Source organism: Arthrobacter sp. PTI12 (genome assembly GCF_056679915.1).
Genome location: NZ_CM155256.1, coordinates 2,829,092 through 2,846,139, shown reverse-complemented (window position 1 = coordinate 2,846,139; position 17,048 = coordinate 2,829,092). Strand labels below are relative to the sequence as shown.

General features: G+C 65.3%; 14 protein-coding genes. 11 read left to right on the top strand and 3 right to left on the bottom strand.

Annotation, left to right across the window (positions count from 1 at the left end; all coding sequences use genetic code 11):
• The first annotated feature begins 23 nt into the window (after window positions 1-23).
• Genes glgX through mgrA form a run of 5 tightly spaced genes read left to right on the top strand, consistent with a single transcriptional unit; the run spans window position 24 to window position 8,931 of the window.
• The gene (gene glgX / locus AC1MBU_RS13545; protein ID WP_277359170.1) at window positions 24-2,210 is read left to right on the top strand and encodes a glycogen debranching protein GlgX; all 2,187 of its coding nucleotides are present in this window, start codon (window positions 24-26) and stop codon (window positions 2,208-2,210) included.
• A gap of 42 nt (window positions 2,211-2,252) precedes the next feature.
• Window positions 2,253-4,568 (top strand): malto-oligosyltrehalose synthase, encoded by a 2,316-nt coding sequence (gene treY, locus AC1MBU_RS13540; protein WP_479787523.1) that lies wholly within the window; start codon window positions 2,253-2,255, stop codon window positions 4,566-4,568.
• Entirely contained in the window at window positions 4,565-6,337 is a 1,773-nt protein-coding gene (gene treZ, locus AC1MBU_RS13535) for a malto-oligosyltrehalose trehalohydrolase (protein WP_479787521.1), read from the top strand. Before treY ends, treZ begins: the two co-directional genes overlap by 4 nt.
• Window positions 6,338-6,353: 16 nt before the next feature.
• On the top strand, window positions 6,354-7,880 hold the full coding sequence (locus AC1MBU_RS13530; RefSeq protein ID WP_479787520.1) for an FAD-dependent monooxygenase: 1,527 nt from the start codon (window positions 6,354-6,356) through the stop codon (window positions 7,878-7,880).
• Between the two features lie 4 nt (window positions 7,881-7,884).
• The gene (gene mgrA, locus AC1MBU_RS13525) at window positions 7,885-8,931 is read left to right on the top strand and encodes an L-glyceraldehyde 3-phosphate reductase (protein WP_479787517.1); all 1,047 of its coding nucleotides are present in this window, start codon (window positions 7,885-7,887) and stop codon (window positions 8,929-8,931) included.
• 263 nt (window positions 8,932-9,194) lie between these two features.
• Here the strand turns inward: mgrA and AC1MBU_RS13520 are convergent, their stop codons facing one another.
• Both AC1MBU_RS13520 and AC1MBU_RS13515 read right to left on the bottom strand, forming a co-directional pair.
• Window positions 9,195-9,605 (bottom strand): class I SAM-dependent methyltransferase, encoded by a 411-nt coding sequence (locus AC1MBU_RS13520; RefSeq protein WP_479787515.1) that lies wholly within the window; start codon window positions 9,603-9,605, stop codon window positions 9,195-9,197.
• Window positions 9,606-9,660: 55 nt separating this feature from the next.
• Entirely contained in the window at window positions 9,661-11,007 is a 1,347-nt protein-coding gene (locus AC1MBU_RS13515) for a family 4 glycosyl hydrolase (protein WP_479789795.1), read from the bottom strand.
• Between the two features lie 54 nt (window positions 11,008-11,061).
• Between AC1MBU_RS13515 and AC1MBU_RS13510 the strand changes: the two genes are divergently transcribed.
• The gene (locus AC1MBU_RS13510; protein ID WP_479787512.1) at window positions 11,062-12,147 is read left to right on the top strand and encodes a PfkB family carbohydrate kinase; all 1,086 of its coding nucleotides are present in this window, start codon (window positions 11,062-11,064) and stop codon (window positions 12,145-12,147) included.
• A gap of 12 nt (window positions 12,148-12,159) precedes the next feature.
• Here AC1MBU_RS13510 and AC1MBU_RS13505 read toward each other — a convergent pair whose 3' ends face one another.
• A complete protein-coding gene (locus tag AC1MBU_RS13505; protein ID WP_277359177.1) occupies window positions 12,160-12,957 on the bottom strand; it encodes an SDR family oxidoreductase in 798 nt (265 codons plus the stop codon).
• Window positions 12,958-13,056: 99 nt separating this feature from the next.
• Between AC1MBU_RS13505 and alr the strand changes: the two genes are divergently transcribed.
• From alr to tsaD, 5 genes are read left to right on the top strand one after another with little or no spacing between them, the layout of a single operon-like run.
• A complete protein-coding gene (gene alr, locus AC1MBU_RS13500) occupies window positions 13,057-14,235 on the top strand; it encodes an alanine racemase (protein ID WP_479787509.1) in 1,179 nt (392 codons plus the stop codon).
• Window positions 14,232-14,768, top strand: a complete 537-nt coding sequence (tsaE, locus tag AC1MBU_RS13495) for a tRNA (adenosine(37)-N6)-threonylcarbamoyltransferase complex ATPase subunit type 1 TsaE (RefSeq protein WP_479787506.1) — start codon at window positions 14,232-14,234, stop codon at window positions 14,766-14,768. The genes alr and tsaE overlap by 4 nt, the downstream gene beginning before the upstream one ends.
• A 1-nt stretch (window position 14,769) precedes the next feature.
• The gene (gene tsaB, locus AC1MBU_RS13490) at window positions 14,770-15,423 is read left to right on the top strand and encodes a tRNA (adenosine(37)-N6)-threonylcarbamoyltransferase complex dimerization subunit type 1 TsaB (RefSeq protein ID WP_277359179.1); all 654 of its coding nucleotides are present in this window, start codon (window positions 14,770-14,772) and stop codon (window positions 15,421-15,423) included.
• 17 nt (window positions 15,424-15,440) lie between these two features.
• Window positions 15,441-15,902, top strand: a complete 462-nt coding sequence (gene rimI / locus AC1MBU_RS13485; RefSeq protein WP_277359180.1) for a ribosomal protein S18-alanine N-acetyltransferase — start codon at window positions 15,441-15,443, stop codon at window positions 15,900-15,902.
• Window positions 15,889-16,956, top strand: coding sequence for a tRNA (adenosine(37)-N6)-threonylcarbamoyltransferase complex transferase subunit TsaD (tsaD, locus tag AC1MBU_RS13480; RefSeq protein ID WP_479787503.1), 1,068 nt, complete (start codon window positions 15,889-15,891; stop codon window positions 16,954-16,956). Before rimI ends, tsaD begins: the two co-directional genes overlap by 14 nt.
• Window positions 16,957-17,048 lie beyond the last annotated feature (92 nt).

The following is a 17,048-nucleotide window of genomic DNA, read 5'->3' as shown; positions in this document are numbered from 1 at the left end:
ACACAAACAAGCAAGGAGCACATATGGAACTGTGGCCAGGAGATGCCTATCCGCTGGGGGCAACCTATGACGGCACGGGGACCAATTTCGCGCTCTACAGTGAGATTGCCGAGAAAGTGGAACTCTGCCTCATCCATGATGATGGCACCGAAACCCGCGTGGCCCTGAAGGAAGTGGACGGGTATGTGTGGCACGGATACCTGCCGCAGGTTGCTCCGGGGCAGAAGTATGGTTACCGCGTCCACGGCCCCTACAACCCAGCCGAGGGCCACCGCTGCAACCCCAACAAGTTGCTGCTCGACCCCTACGCCAAGGCCATCCACGGCGAGATGGACTGGGACCAGGCGTTGTTCAGCTACAACTTCGGTGACGAGACCTCCTATAACGACGAGGATTCGGCATCACACATGATGCTCGGCGTGGTCATCAACCCGTTCTTCAACTGGGACGGCGACCGGATGCCGCGCACCCCGTACCACCAGTCCGTGATCTACGAGGCGCACGTCAAGGGGCTTACCCAGCTGCATCCGGAGATCCCCGAAGAGCAGCGCGGCACCTACGCCGCAATCGCGCATCCGGCGATCATCGCCCACCTGCAGAAGCTGGGGGTGACGGCCATCGAGCTGATGCCCGTGCACCAGTTCGTCAATGACAGCACCCTGCAGGAAAAGGGCCTCTCCAACTACTGGGGCTACAACACCATCGGCTTCTTCGCGCCGCATAACGCGTACGGTTCGTCAGGGGACGAGGGCGAGCAGGTCCAGGAATTCAAGGCGATGGTGCGTGAACTGCACCTTGCCGGTATCGAGGTGATCCTCGACGTCGTCTACAACCACACAGCCGAGGGAAACCACATGGGGCCCACCCTGTCGATGCGGGGCATCGACAACTCGGCGTACTACCGCCTGGTTGAGGATGACAAGCAGTACTACATGGACACCACGGGAACCGGCAACTCACTGAACGTAGGACACCCCCATGCCCTGCAGTTGCTGATGGACTCGCTGCGGTACTGGGTGACCGAGATGCACGTTGACGGCTTCCGCTTCGACCTGGCCTCAGCGCTTGCCCGCGAATTCTACGAGGTGGACCGGCTCGCAACGTTCTTCGAACTCGTCCAGCAGGATCCGATCGTCTCCCAGGTCAAGCTCATCGCGGAGCCGTGGGACGTTGGCCCCGGCGGCTACCAGGTGGGCAACTTCCCGCCGCAGTGGACTGAATGGAACGGCAAGTACCGGGACACCGTGCGGGACTTCTGGCGCGGCGAGCCCTCCAGCATCGGCGAGTTTGCCTCACGGCTGACCGGCTCGGCAGACCTGTATGAGCACTCGGCACGCCGCCCGGTGGCCTCCATCAACTTCGTCACCGCCCATGACGGTTTCACGCTGCGGGACCTGGTTTCCTACAACGAGAAGCACAATGAGGCCAACGGCGAGGACAACAACGACGGCGAGTCCCACAACCGCTCCTGGAACTGCGGTGAGGAAGGGCCTTCGGATGATCCGGTAGTGCAGTCCCTGCGCGCGCGCCAGCAGCGGAACTTCATTGCCACGCTCCTGCTCTCGCAGGGTGTACCGATGATCTCCCACGGCGATGAACTCGGCCGCACTCAGGAGGGCAACAACAACACCTACTGCCAGGATTCGGAGCTGTCCTGGGTGCACTGGGACAACCTGGACCAGCCGCTGCTCGAATTCACCGCCGCCGTGAACCGGCTCCGTTCCGAGCATCCTACGTTCCGGCGCCGTCGGTTCTTCGACGGACGTCCTGTGCGCCGCGGCGAGGGCGAGGCCCTGCCGGACATCGTCTGGCTGGATACCGCAGGTGATCTCATGGCGCCCGAGGACTGGGACTCCGGATTTGGGCGCTCCATCGGCGTCTTCCTCAACGGGCAGGGAATTCACGGGCGCGATCAGCGTGGCCAGCGGATCACTGACCTGAACTTCCTGCTGTACTTCAACGCCAATGATGAACCGGTGACCTTCACGATTCCCTCGGCTGAGTACGGGCCCATGTGGGACGAGGTCATCGACACCGCCGGCGTGTACGCGGACTCCGAGCCCATCCCCGCGGGAGGGACGGTGACCGTGGAGGCCAAGTCCATGGTCGTCCTGCGTGCCCATGAGGAAGCCGAAGATCTGGACCACTCGGTTGCCGCGTCACTGGCAATCCTCGCAAACGAGAACACCGGGAAGACAACCGCCCCGTAAAGGCTTGTCCAACCGCACTACCACACCTCCGAGGAGGCATTCGTGCTGACACCCAAGTCCACCTATCGGCTGCAGATTCGATCCAGCTTCGATCTGACCGCCGCAGCGGAGACCGTGCCCTATCTTGTAGACCTCGGGGTGGACTGGGTGTATCTTTCACCCGTCCTCACGGCGGAACAGGGATCCGACCACGGGTACGACGTCACCGATCCCACCTCGGTGGATCCGGAACGGGGAGGCACGGAAGCATTCGACGCACTGTGCCGGACGGCCCACGAGGCTGGGCTCGGTGTCCTCGTGGACATCGTGCCCAACCACGTGGGCGTTGCCACCCCGGCGCAGAACGCGTGGTGGTGGGACCTCCTGGCCAAGGGAAAGGACTCCCGCTACGCCGAGGCGTTCGACGTTGACTGGGACGCCGGCGGCGGCCGGATCCGGGTGCCGGTGCTCGGAGACAGCGACACCGAGGAAGACCAGCTCAAGGTCGTCGACGGCGAGCTGCACTACTACGAGAACCGGTTCCCCATCGCCGAGGGGACAGCGCAGCCCGGTGACACCGGTGCTCAGGTCCACGCACGGCAGCACTATGAGCTGGTGAACTGGCGTCGTGCGGACAGCGAGCTGAACTATCGCCGGTTCTTCGGCGTGAACACCCTTGCCGGGGTCCGGGTGGAGGTGCCGTGGGTGTTCGATGAGGCGCATTCGGAAGTTCGCCGCTGGTTCGCGGAGTCACTGGTGGACGGAGTCCGGATCGACCATCCGGACGGTCTCGCTGATCCGGCGGGCTACCTCGAGAAGCTTCGGGACCTTTCGGGCGGCGCGTACACGCTCGTCGAGAAGATCCTGGAGCCGGGTGAGGAGCTGCCGGAACGCTGGGCCTGCGAGGGAACCACCGGTTATGACGGACTGGCGGTGGTGGACCGGCTCTTCGTCGACCCTGCGGGTCAGCCCGCGCTGGACGCAGCCGTGCCCACCGAGCGCTTCGTTCACATGATCCACGGCACCAAGCGCGGCATCACTGACGGCATCCTGCGCTCCGAGGTGCTCAGGCTTGCCCGGCTTGTGCCCGGTTCCGCACAGCTTGATCCGGAACAGAGTGCCGACGCGATTGCCGAACTGCTGACGTGCTTCCCGGTCTACCGGAGCTACCTGCCCGATGGTGCGGACCACCTCGCCGATGCAGTGCTGAACGCCAAGGTTCGCCGGCCGGACCTCGGGCCCGTCATTGACGCACTGCATCCCCTGCTGAACCCTTACCTCTCGGACGCGAAAGCTGAACTGACGGAGCTGGCGGTCCGGTTCCAGCAGACCTCGGGCATGGTGATGGCCAAGGGTGTGGAAGACACCGCGTTCTACCGGTTCAACCGGCTGACCTCGCTCAATGAGGTTGGCGCAGATCCGTCAATCTTCTCGCTGGACACTCACGAGGTGCACCGCGCGCTGCTAGAGCGCCAGGAGTTCTCCCCTCTGACCATGAACTCGCTCAGCACACATGACACCAAACGCGGTGAGGACACACGGGCCCGCATCACGGTGCTTTCCGAGCTGGCAGGGGAGTGGACGGAGGCCCTCGACCAGCTCAACCGGCTGGCACCGATCGGTGACACAGCCTTCGCATCCCTGATGTGGCAGGCCCTGATCGGAGCCTGGCCGCTGAGCCGTGAGCGGGCCCACGCCTACGTCGAGAAGGCCTCGCGGGAAGCCGATGCCAGCACCCACTGGACGGCGCCCAATGCCGCGTTCGAGGAGAAAATGCACGACGCCGTCGACGCAGCCTTCGACCGCCCTGAGGTGAACGGCCTCATCGCCTCGCTGGTGGAGAAGACGGCTGCGCCGGGGTGGTCGAACTCGCTGGGCGCCAAGCTCGTGCAGCTCACCATGCCGGGCGTCCCGGACGTCTACCAGGGCTCCGAACTGTGGGAGACCTCCCTGGTGGACCCGGACAACCGGCGTCCGGTGGACTTCGCGGCCCGCAAGCAGGGGCTCGTGGACCTCGCGTTCGGTGCGCTCCCGCAAATTGACGACGGCGGTATGGCCAAGCTCCTCGTCGTCTCGCGTGCCCTGCGGTTGCGCCGGGACCGGCCGGAACTGTTCTCCGGTTATCGTTCGGTGCTGTCCAACGGATCTGCTGCCGAGCACGCCTTCTCCTTCGATCGCGGGGGCGCAGTCACGGCCGTTACACGTCTTCCGCTGCGACTGGAGCGGGCCGGCGGGTGGCGGGACACCGCCGTCGTACTCCCGGAAGGCACCTACAGCTGCGCAATTACCGGCACCGGTTTCGAGGGTGGGCCGGTTCCCGCCGCACGGCTGTTTGAGACCTACCCAGTGGCACTTCTCGTGAAGGAGGAAGCTCGATGAATTCGGAAACTGCCTTTAATCCAACGATCGCAGCACGCTCAAGGTTTGATGTTTGGGCGCCGAAGGCGCAGTCCGTAACGCTGGTGGCAAACGGCACTAACTACCCCATGGTTTCCCGCGAGGGCAGCTGGTGGGAGGCCCCGGAAGCTCCGGCCAGCGGTGAGGTGGACTACGGTTACCTGATCGACGGCGCTGATCAGCCGGTCCCCGACCCCCGGTCCCGGCGACAGCCGGAAGGAGTACACAAGCTCTCCCGAACGTTCGACGCCGGTGCCTACTCCTGGGGCGACAGCAGTTGGGCATCACCTGGGCTGGACGGGAACGTCATCTATGAGATGCACATCGGGACGTTCACCCCCGAAGGCACGCTGGACGCTGCCATCGGGAAACTCGATTACCTGGCGGGCCTCGGCGTGCAGTACGTCGAGTTGCTGCCCGTCAATGCCTTCAACGGCACGCATAACTGGGGTTACGACGGCGTGCTTTGGTACGCGGTGCAGGAAACCTATGGCGGGCCTGAGGCTTACCAACGGTTTGTCGACGCCGCGCACCAGCGCGGGCTCGGCGTCATCCAGGACGTTGTGTACAACCACCTCGGCCCCAGCGGCAACTACCTGGGCCTGTTCGCTCCGTACCTGACCGAGGGCAAGTCCAACACGTGGGGCGAGTCCCTGAACCTGGACGGCCCACTGTCCGATGAGGTCCGCCGGTATGTAGTCGAGAACCTGCTGATGTGGTTCCGCGACTATCACGTCGACGGGCTGCGTCTCGATGCCGTGCACGCCCTGCATGACGAGCGCGCCATCCACATCCTCGAGGAATTCGCGGTGGAAACGGACCGGTGCGCCGCGGAGCTCGGCAAGCCGTTGTTCCTCGTGGCGGAGTCGGACCTCAACAATGCGAGGCTTATTGCACCGCGCAGCGTCGGTGGATACGGCCTGGCCGGCCAATGGAGCGATGACTTCCACCACGCGGCGCATGTCAACGTCACGGGCGAGACAGTGGGCTATTACGAGGACTTCGACTCGATCGGTGCGCTGGCGAAGGTCTACACGGAAGGCTTCTACCACAACGGAACCTGGTCTTCCTTCCGTGAGCGTTCGCATGGGCGTCCCATTGACCCGGCCAGGCACAGCCTGCACCAGCTCGTGGTCTGTACCCAGAACCACGACCAGATCGGCAACCGCGCGGCAGGCGACCGGATCAGCGCCTCGCTGAACACCGCCCAGCTGGCTCAGGCGGCAGTACTGAACATCGCCGGGCCCTTCACCCCGATGCTGTTCATGGGGGAGGAATACGGCGCACTCACGCCGTGGCCGTTCTTCACCTCTCACCCGGAGCCGGAGCTTGGAAAGGCGACGGCGGAGGGACGCCTGAGGGAGTTCGAGAAGATGGGCTGGGACCCGGACACCGTGCCAAATCCTCAGGATCCCGAAACCTTCGTCTCCGCGAAGCTCAATTGGACAGAGCAGGAGCGACCGGAACAGGCACGCCTCCTGAACATCTACCGTGAACTGATCGCGCTGCGCCGGAAGAACAAGGACCTGCACAACCCTGACTTCACGTCAGTGAAGGTCAGCTTCGACGAGGACCAGCGCTGGCTGGTGCTCCACCGGGGAGGCACCGCCGTCGTCGTGAATTTCGCGGACAGTGAGCGGGAGATTCCGGTGGCCGCGAAGAAGGTGCTGCTCAGTACCGAACCCGGGGAATCGATGGGGGACGGCACCGTCTCGCTTCCGGCGCACGGAACAGCAATCGTGAAGGTCTAGGAAAGGCAAGGCCACCATGCGCGAGCTCAGCACGGAGGTGCTTGTGGTCGGAGCCGGACCTACCGGCCTGATGCTCGCCGCCTGGCTGGCCAGGCTCGGTGTCGATGCCGTTCTCGTGGACGGCAAGAACGGACCCACCCGGGAGTCGCGGGCGCTTGGTGTCCATTCGCGCAGCATGGAAATTTATGACCAGCTGGGTGTGGTGGACCGTGTGCTTGCCGAGGGGTACTCGGCGGTAAAGATCCGTCCGGGCTATGAGAACCGTTCCTTCGGCGCCGTACCGATCGGCAGGTTCGGCGCCGGGCTGACGCCCTATCCCGGGCTCCACATCCTGGAACAGAGCAGGAATGAACGCATCCTGCTCGACCGCCTGACGGAACTGGGTGGATCTGTCGAGTGGCAGCTCCCGCTGGTCAGCCTGACCTCCGACGCCGGCGGTGTGACCGCGGAATGCAGCGGGCCCGCCGGGTCCCTGCGCGTCCGGGCGCGGTTCTGCGTCGGGGCGGATGGCGGTTCATCGGCGATCCGGAAGCTTGCGGGAATTCCGTTTGAGGGCCAGACCAACGAGCACACGTTCTACGTGGCGGATGTCAATGCTGTCTTGGGTGTCGCCGAGGACAGTGTGAACCTGCGCTTCGGGGCCGAGGAATTCCTGCTCGGCTTCCCCATGGGCCCCGGCGGCCATCACCGGCTGCTCGGGGTGTTGAGGACCGCCGGCGGTGAGGATGTTCCCGAGTCGCTGGCGCGTCAGCGCCTGGAAAAGGTGTTCGGCGTCTTCTACGGGGAGTCTCACTGGTTCTCCACATACCGCATCCACCATCGCGTCGCAGCCCGCTTCCGGGAAGGTCCGCTCTTCCTTGCAGGGGATGCCGGGCATGTCCATTCACCAGTCGGCGCGCAGGGAATGAACACCGGGCTGCAGGATGCGCACAATCTGGCGTTCAAGCTGGCGGATGTGATTCAGGGGCGTGCCTCGGAGTCCCTGCTCGACCGGTACGAGGTTGAGCGGCGACCGGTGGCGCTGCGCCTGGTCAACAGCACCGACTGGGTGTTCGGCCTGGTGACCTCCGACCACCGGGTGGCCCGCACCATCCGGCGCATCGCTCCGCGGCTCGTCGCCCCTGTGGCCATCCGGCTTCTTCCGCACTTGCCCATCGCGCCCAGGCTCTTCGGTTACCTGTCCCAGATCCGCATCCACTACTGGATGGACGGCTCCTCTCCTGGACGCCGGGGCCGGGTGATCGGCCGGAGACTGCCGTGGACCGGGTCGAATTTCGAGGCACTGCGCTCAGCGGCCTGGCAGGTCCACACCTACGGTGAGGTGGATTCGGAGGTGGCTGCCGCCGTCGGGCATGGTTTGAAAGTGCCGGTTCACTCATTTCCCGCGACGGCCGGCAAGGGGCTTCAGGAGGGGCTGTGTTACCTCGTGCGTCCGGACGGATTTGTGGCGGGGGCAGCGCCGGTGCATACCGCGGTGTCGCAGTTACGGGCGCTCCTGCCTGATCAGTGGTTCGAGGCCGGGCCCACTAGCGACCTAGGATGAATTCATGACCTTTCACCCCGCGGACAACCGCTATGACACCATGCCGTACCGACGAGTGGGCCGCAGCGGGTTGCACCTGCCGGCCGTCTCGCTAGGGCTCTGGCACAACTTCGGCGATGACAAGCCGTTTGATGTGCAGCGGGATATTCTGCGGCGTGCGTTCGATCTTGGCGTCAACCACTTCGACCTTGCAAACAATTACGGTCCTCCCTATGGCTCGGCGGAGACCAACTTCGGCAGGCACCTCAAGGATGACTTCCGGCCTTTCCGGGATGAGCTCGTCATTTCGAGCAAGGCTGGTTACGACATGTGGCCAGGCCCGTACGGCAACTTCGGATCACGGAAGTACCTGCTGGCGAGCCTCGACCAGTCCCTGAACCGGATGGGACTGGACTACGTCGACATCTTCTACAGCCACAGGCCCGATCCGGAGACTCCGCTGGAAGAGACCATGGGTGCGCTGGACACCGCAGTGCGGTCCGGGCGGGCGCTCTACGCCGGCATCTCCTCGTACTCCCCGGAGCGGACCGCTGAGGCAGCGGCGATCCTGCGCGATCTCGGCACGCCGCTGCTGATCCACCAGCCCTCGTACTCCATGCTGAACCGCTGGGTGGAGAACGGCGAGCCGAACCTGCCCGAGGTCCTTGAGCAGGTTGGCGCCGGTTCGATTGCGTTCTCCCCGTTGGCGCAGGGCCTGCTGACCAGCAAGTACCTCAACGGAGTGCCTGAGGGGTCCCGTGCGGCGTTGAACAAGTCGTTGTCCGAGGATCACCTGTCCGAGGACAATCTGCGGCGGGTCCGCGGACTGAACGGCATTGCGGAGTCCCGTGGGCAGACGCTGGCCCAGATGGCCATCGCCTGGATTCTGCGTCCGCAGGGCAAGGGTTCGCCCATCACGTCGTCGCTGATCGGAGCGTCGAGCGTGAAGCAGCTCGAGGACAGCGTGGGCGCCATCAATAACCTCGACTTCAGCGAGAGCGAGCTGCACGCGATCGACGAGTTCGCCGTGGAGTCGGACATCAACCTGTGGGCCAAAGCGCTCGAGGCGTAACAACAACTACTCAGCGTCAGCCTGCCGGTAGCGGCGCCCCCCCGTTCGCGCTGGCTCTCAGACGCGGGCGACTATGAGCCAGCCACGGCCCGGTGCATAGGGCAGGTCACGCACTTCGGTACTGGTGAAACCTGCTTTAGCCAGGGACAGGCAAAGCGCCTCTTGGGAGCGGAATCGCAGAGTGGACATGGAGTCGATGCGCTCACCATCAGCGTGGAAAATGGTCGGGGATTCGAACGTAACGAACTCCCCATCAACCTGGGTTACCTGAACCCAGTCCTCGACCGGTCCCTCTCCCTGGCAAGCCATTCCCCGTCATCAAGAAAGACCTGCGCGACATTGGCAGTCATTGTCGCCAGGTCGTACTGCCCCTCCTGGGAGGAATCTGCGGCAACATCCACCGCGGTTCCCACCAGCCATGTCACCCGGTCTGCCCCCGGTTTGGTCCGGGCGACATCCACCGAGGCCCCGGCAGGGTCGACCCCGAACACCTGGAGACTCCGCTCTGTTACCAGCCGGGAGCACAAGGTCCCTGTACCGCAACCGACGTCGAGAACCGCTGACGAGCCGAACTCGTCCACAAGGTCCACATAGGTGTCCAGATCGCTGCGGTCGGGATCAAGAGGGTCATACACGCGGGCAACCCGTGGGTGATCAAAGATAGCGTCAGGCATCACACAGTCGGTACCTCACCCACTAGGGCTCCAGGGATTTAGTGGGCTCCCGGAATTACCGCCAGAGATCCCGCAACCCCGGGAATGCCTTCTCGTACCCTCTAAGTAGCCGCTGCGCGGTATGCGCGGAGTCGATCAACGGATGCAGTGCGAAAGCCCGCCGCGCCAGTGAGCGGTCCCCCTGCACGACGGCGGCGATCACGTCCTGCTCGACTCCTTTGACCTGTGCCATGAGGCCGAGCTGGTGCGGCGTCGGCGTGCCCACCGGCAGAGCCTCGACGCCGCGGCCGGTGACGCGGGCCGGGATCTCCACCACGGCACCTGCGGGCAGTTGGGAGATTGTGTGCCCGTTGCGGATGTTGAGGATGAGCTCAGCAGCCTCGTCCCGCACCAGTGCACGCATTACCGTCAGGGCGACCTGCTCGTATCCACCGCCCGCCAGGTCCGCTTCATCGCGGGATTCCTCCTCCGTACGGGCTTCGGCAAGGTACCCCTCTTCCCGGAAACGCCGGGCTGCTTCCCAGACGGCGAACGGCGTATCGGTCACGAGCAGCTCCGGGTACAGACCCTCCTGCTGCCGAACCAGCGATTCCCCCCGGGTTTCGGCAGCGGCTGCAACGGACCGCCGGGTCTCCGCGTGGAAGTAGTAGTAGAAGAGATACTCGTTTGGGAGCGCACCGAGCATGTGCAGGAACTGCGGACCGAACACCCGGCCTTCCTCGAACGAAGCCAACCGGGCAGGGTCGGCCAGCAGGGCGGGCAGGAGGTCATCGCCGTCGTAATCTAACGCCCGCAACCATCCCAAATGGTTCAGACCCACGTAGTCGACGCCGGTCAGGACACCGGGGGGCAACGGCACGCCGGCCGCAAGAGACGCCCTACGCACCAGCCCGGACGCGGAGTCGCAGATCCCGATGACGCGTTCGCCGAGGAGCGGCTGCAGAGCCTCGGTGATGATTCCGGCAGGATTGGTGAAGTTAATGACCCATGCATCCGGGCACACCGCGACGATCGCTTCCGCGACCAAGAGCATTTCCGGAACCGACCGCAGCGCATAGGACAGCCCGCCGGCGCCCACCGTTTCCTGTCCCAACAGCCCTTCGGCGATCGCTACCCGCTCGTCCAGCACGCGCCCGGGAGCACCGCCGGGACGGATGGCAACGAAGACGGCATCGGCACCCGCCAACGCGTCCTCCAACCGGTCGCTCACGGTGAGACGGGGTGGCTGCGCGCCGTCCGGTAGGGGCATGTCGTGTGCCACACGGGCGACGGCCGCTGCGCGGGAGGGATCGGCGTCGTACAGGCGGACTTCGTGGACCAATCCGGCAAAGGCTCCCGAGCAGAGCGCACGGTAGATGAGGGGCACTCGAAACCCGCCGCCGCCGATGATAGCCAGTCTGATGGCATGCATGTGGTGATCCTTCCTGTCGCCTGAGCGCAGAGTAATGTGCCCTACATGGCCGCACCCAACCGCTTTGATCCGCTTGCCTCCGCTCGGACCGGGAACGATCCGGAATTCGACCTCCTGCTGACCGGCTCGGTGTTCTTCGACATTATCTTCACCGGCCTCGAAGCGCTGCCCACACCCGGAACTGAAGCCTGGGCCGAGGGGATGGGCTCGTGCCCGGGCGGGGTGGCGAACCAGGCCATCGCGGCAAGCAGATTGGGCCTGCGCACCACCCTGGCGGCCGCATTCGGCGACGACGGCTACGGCGCCTTCAACCGCAGCATCCTCGAGGGGCAGGAGCACGTTGACCTGTCCCGGTCACGCACCTTTGAGCAATGGCATTCGCCGGTGACGGTCTCGCTCTCGGTCGACAGGGACAGGTCGATGGTGACGCACGGACATCCCTCGCCGCTCTCGGCCTCCGCACTTATCGCGGACCTGCCGCGCTGCCGGGCGGCCATTGCGGAGGTCGGTCCGGAGGTGGAACCTTGGGTGCCCGCAGCACACGCCCAAGGCATGCGGCTCTTCGGCGACGTCGGTTGGGACCCAAGCGGAACCTGGTCTTCGGAGGCGCTCGATTCGCTGCAGTTTTTCCACGCTTTCCTGCCCAACGAGACCGAGGCCATGGCCTACACCCGGACCAGAGACCCGTGGGCGGCCCTGTATGCGCTCGCCGATCGGGTGCCGGTGGCAGTAGTGACGGTCGGGCAGCAGGGTGCCATCGCCGTCGACTCCCTGACCGGGGAGGAGGAATGGGTGCCCGCGCTGCCGGTGAATGCCTACGATCCCACGGGCGCCGGTGACTGTTTCGGCGCGGCTTTCGTGATGGGTGATCTGGCGGGGTGGCCGCTTGCGGACCGGCTGGCGTTCGCCAACCTGTGCGCTTCGCTGTCGGTTCAGGAGGTGGGCGGTTCCCTCGCAGCACCCGGTTGGGGAGACATCGCCGACTGGTGGCGGCGGGTGAGTGCCGAGCGCGATGGCGTGCGGAAGCAATGGCTGCGGCGCTACGCCTTCCTGGAGGACATCGTGTCGAACGTTCCTCCGTCAGCGGTGCGGCGCGCGAGCGCCACCATTGCGACGCAATCGGACGCGTAAGGGGGCTTCCAATCAGACCGTTCGCCAGTCGTCACTGGTGATATGGGATCCCGCCTGTGGCCCCATCTGTAGCATCCCGCCGTCCACAGCCCACGATGCGCCGGTGACGTAGCTGCTTGCGGGCGAGGCAAGGAATGCGATGACGGCGGCGATTTCCCGGGCATCGCCAGGGCGCCCCAGGGGTATGCCGGGACGGCTGATCTCGTGCGGGTCCTCGTTTTCCTCGTGCGTCATGGGAGTAGCGATCTCGCCGGGGAGAACCGTGTTTGCCGTGATTCCGCGGTCGCTGAGCTCAAGCGCAATGGTGCGGATCAGGCCGCCCAAGCCGTGCTTCGATGCGTCGTAGGCCGCTGCACCCACCCGGGGCTGTTCCTGGTGCACGCTCGTCACAGCGATGATCCGTCCACCTTTTCCCGCACTGACCATGTGCTTCGCCGCGCGCTGGATGCAGACAAAAGCGCCGTCCAGGTTCGCCCCCACGGTGGTGCGCCACGTATCCAGGTCCAGATCCAGGAACGGAGTTCCGTCACCGGTTCCGGCGTTGTTGACGAAGACGTCCACGCCGCCCAGCTCGTCAGCCAGCCGGTCGATGACGTCGCCGCACGCTGGGATGTCGGTGGTGTCGAGTTGCGCGACGGCCGCTTTTCGGCCTTGAGCCCGCACCTGGCGGGCTGTCTCCTCAGCCCCCTCTTGGTCCGAATGCCAGGTGACGCCGATGTCGCATCCCGCTTCTGCGAGTGCTACCGCGGTAGCGTGTCCGATGCCGGAATCAGACCCGGTGACTATTGCCGTTTTCGGTGAGAAGGTCATGGTCCATCCTGTCGCGCCCTGAAAGTTGAACGCAAGGGTGCACAGCGCGCGGTGCAGCCGGATTCCCGGCGGTCCGCCCGGAACTGACAGAATGGACCTGTGAGTTTTTCAGCAGGACCAGTACCGGAACGGCGTGTGGACATTGACCTCGCCGCGCTGCGGCACAACGTTCGCCACATCGCCGAGATAGCGAGCCCGGCACGCGTCATGGCCGTAGTGAAGGCGGACGGCTACGGACACGGCGCTGTTCCGGTGGCGATGGCGGCGCTGGAGGCGGGCGCAAGGTGGTTGGGCGTTGCCCACATCGCCGAAGCCGTTGAACTGCGCCGCGCCGGCATTGAAGCACCGATCCTCGCCTGGCTGCACACTGAGTCCAGTGATTTCGCCGCTGCCATCGAGCTGGGTGTGGACCTCGGCATTTCGGGTTGGGAGCTGGCTCACGTCGTCGCGGAAGCACGCAGGATCGAGCGTCCCGCGCGCGTGCACCTCAAGATCGATACCGGCCTGGGCCGGAACGGTTGCCCGCCGGAGCAGTGGGAAGCACTCCTGGGCCGGGCGCTGGAGCACCAGGAGGACGGGCTGCTGAGGGTGGTCGGAGTCTTCTCCCACCTCGCCGTCGCGGATGAACCCGACCGCGAAGAAACCGACGAGCAGATTGACCGCTTCCGGGAGGCTGTCGCAGTCGCCGAGGACGCAGGAGTTGACCTTGAGGTACGCCACCTGGCCAATACCCCCGGCACGCTCTCCCGGCCGGACGCGCATTTCGACCTTGTACGGGTGGGCCTTGGAATCTATGGGCTCTCGCCGTTTGACGGGCAGTCCTCGGAGGAGCTCGGGCTCCGCCCGGTCATGAGCTTCCGGACCACCATCGCCAATTGCAAGGAAGTGCCGGAAGGCCACGGTGTCTCCTACGGACTGGCCTACCGCACGGACAAGCGAACCACGTTGGGGCTCGTGCCGGTGGGCTACGGCGACGGCGTGCCACGAGTAGCAACCGGTGCCCCTGTCTCGGTCGGCGGCCGCTTCTACCCGGTAGTGGGCAGGATCGCCATGGACCAGTTCGTCATCGATTTCGAGGAGACCGGGATCGCGGACTCGGAGGACAGTCCACTGGGCCAGGAGGCGGTTCTCTTCGGAGCGGGCGGCGGCACGCCCACAGCCGATGACTGGGCCCGGGCAAGCGGCTCAATCAACTACGAGATTGTCACCCGCATCAGCCCCCGCGTGACCCGCCGGTATGTCGATTCAGAGGCTATTGACGCGGAGGCTGACCAGTGACCGGTCTTGTCTGGTCGCAGGAATTTTCCGTAGCATCCGTCGAGGAGTTGCAGGGCGCGGCCACAAGCATTGGAAGCCGGCTCGCCGCCGGTGACCTTCTCATCCTCACCGGCGAGCTCGGAGCGGGCAAAACCACCTTCACGCAGGGACTGGGCCGCGGGCTCGGCGTGCGGGAAGGCATCATTTCTCCCACCTTTGTGCTGGTCCGGAATCATCCCTCGCTCGCCGACGGGCCCGCGCTGGTCCACGTCGATGCCTACCGGCTCGAGTCAGACTCAGAAATAGACGACCTCGACCTTGAATCGACGCTGGACAGTTCCGTCACAGTGGTGGAATGGGGATCCGGCCGGGTGGAGCACCTGGCTGAGAGTTGGCTGCACATCACGCTGGTGCGTCCCGCCGCCTCTCCTGCTGCCGGTTCGCCCGCGGGGCAGGCGGCACCAACCGATGACGACGACGACGAACCGCGCCAGGTGCGCATCCAAGCCTTCGGTCCGCGCTGGGTGGACCAACAGCTGGGAGCGCTGGTCTAACGTGCTGATTTTGTCCCTTGACACGTCCGCCGCCGCCAGCGCTGGGCTGGTGCGCAACGGCGTCGTTCTCCAGCGGTTCGCCTCAACCGACACGCGCTCACACGCTGAAGTGCTGGCTCCCGCCGTCGAGCAATTGTTGGCAGACGCAGCAGTGCGCGGAACGGAACTCGATGCGATCGTGGTGGGCGTCGGTCCCGGCCCGTTCACTGGGCTGCGTGCCGGCATCGCGACGGCACGGATGCTGTCCTTTGTATGGAGCGTGCCGCTGCACGGAGTGATGAGCCTGGACGCGGTGGCGCTCGACGCCGGGCACGCCGGGGGCGAGTTCGCGGTGGCCACCGATGCCCGGCGAAAGGAAGTGTACTGGGCGCGCTACCGGGCGGAATCTCCGTTGCCGGTCCTCGTGGACGGTCCGCATGTGGGCCCCGCGGAAGATGTTCCGAACCTGCCGGTGTATGGCCGCGGTGCCGGCCTCTATGCTGAGCGGCTGACCGGTTCAGCCGCTGCAACCGAACTCACGCCCGACGCCGCGGCGCTGGCTTTGGTCGCGGAGCATACCCTCGCCAGGGGTGGGACCCTGCGCCCGACTACTCCGCTGTACCTGCGGGAGTCGGATGCCAAGGTGCCGGGCCCGCGGAAGAAGGCGCTGCTGTGACGTTTACTCTTCGGCCCATGCGGCTGCAGGACATCCCCGCGGTCGGCATGCTGGAGCAGAAGCTTTTTCCGATTGATGCCTGGCCGCTGGAACTGTTCTTCGACGAGTTCGCCCAGACCGAGACGCGGGAGTACCTGATTGCCGAAGTTGATGGGGAGCTCATTGGCTACTGCGGCGTCATGGTGGTCGGTAGGACCGCGGACATCCAGACCATCGGTGTGCTGCCGGAGTATGAGGGCCGGGGAATCGGCACGGCAATGCTGACCAGCATGCTCAAGGAAGCGCGGCGGCGCGGTGCAGCGGAAACCCTGCTCGAAGTCCGCGAGGACAACCCGCGGGCGCGCCGGCTGTATGAGCTGTTCGGTTTCGAGCACATCCACACTCGGCGACGGTATTACCGCGATGGTGTGAATGCGCACGTCATGCGGCTGATCTTCGACTCCTCCGGCGCAGCGAAAGGTGATCATGAACCGGTCTGAACCCCTGGTGCTGGGGATCGAGTCCTCCTGTGACGAGACCGGCGTCGGAATCGTGCGCGGAACCACCCTGCTGACCAACGCCGTGTCATCCTCCATGGACGAGCACGTGCGATTCGGCGGTGTCATTCCCGAGATCGCTTCCCGGGCACACCTTGACGCGATGGTGCCCACGCTTCAGCAGGCGCTCGATGACGCCGGGGTGCAGCTGGCGGACATCGATGCGCTCGCCGTCACCTCTGGCCCCGGGCTGTCCGGAGCGCTGATGGTCGGCGTGGCGGCCGCGAAGGCGCTTTCAGTGGCGACGGGCAAACCGCTTTACGCGGTGAACCACCTGGTGGCACACGTCGGGGTAGGGCTGCTCGACTCCGGCGAACTGCCCGAGAACCTTGGGGCACTGCTGGTATCCGGCGGGCACACGGAGATACTGCGCGTACGTAACCTAGCCTCCGACGTCGAGCTCCTGGGTTCCACGATCGACGACGCCGCCGGTGAGGCGTACGACAAGGTGGCGCGCATCCTCGGTCTCGGGTATCCGGGGGGTCCGGCGATTGACCGGATTGCCGCGCAGGGCAATCCTGCTGCAGTGAGATTTCCGCGCGGGCTGAGCCAGCCCAAGTACCTGGGGACCGCTGAGCAACCCGGCCCGCACCGGTATGACTGGTCGTTCAGCGGACTGAAGACCGCCGTAGCACGGTTCGTCGAGGACTGCGAGGCGCGCGGTGTCGAGGTGCCGGTCGCGGACGTCGCGGCGTCCTTTCAGGAAGCTGTGGTGGACATCATCACGTCGAAGGCGGTGCTGGCCTGTACCGAGAACGGCATCACGTCGCTGCTGCTGGGCGGGGGAGTGGCGTCGAACTCGCGGCTCCGTCAGCTGACCCGGGAACGCTGTGAGGCGGCGGGGATCACGCTCACTATTCCGCCGTCGTCGTTATGCACTGACAACGGCGCCATGGTGGCGGCTCTTGCCGCGCGCATCATCATGGACGGCGGCGAGCCCAGCGGGATCGGCTTCGGTACTGATTCCTCAATGCCGGTGAGTACGGTTCACCTCTAACCCTTCGCGTTCATTTGTCAGGACACGCCCCCAAAGGACGCGCGAAAGGGGAGTGTCCTGTGAATTCGCGGGGGGCTGTCGCTCGGGTGGCC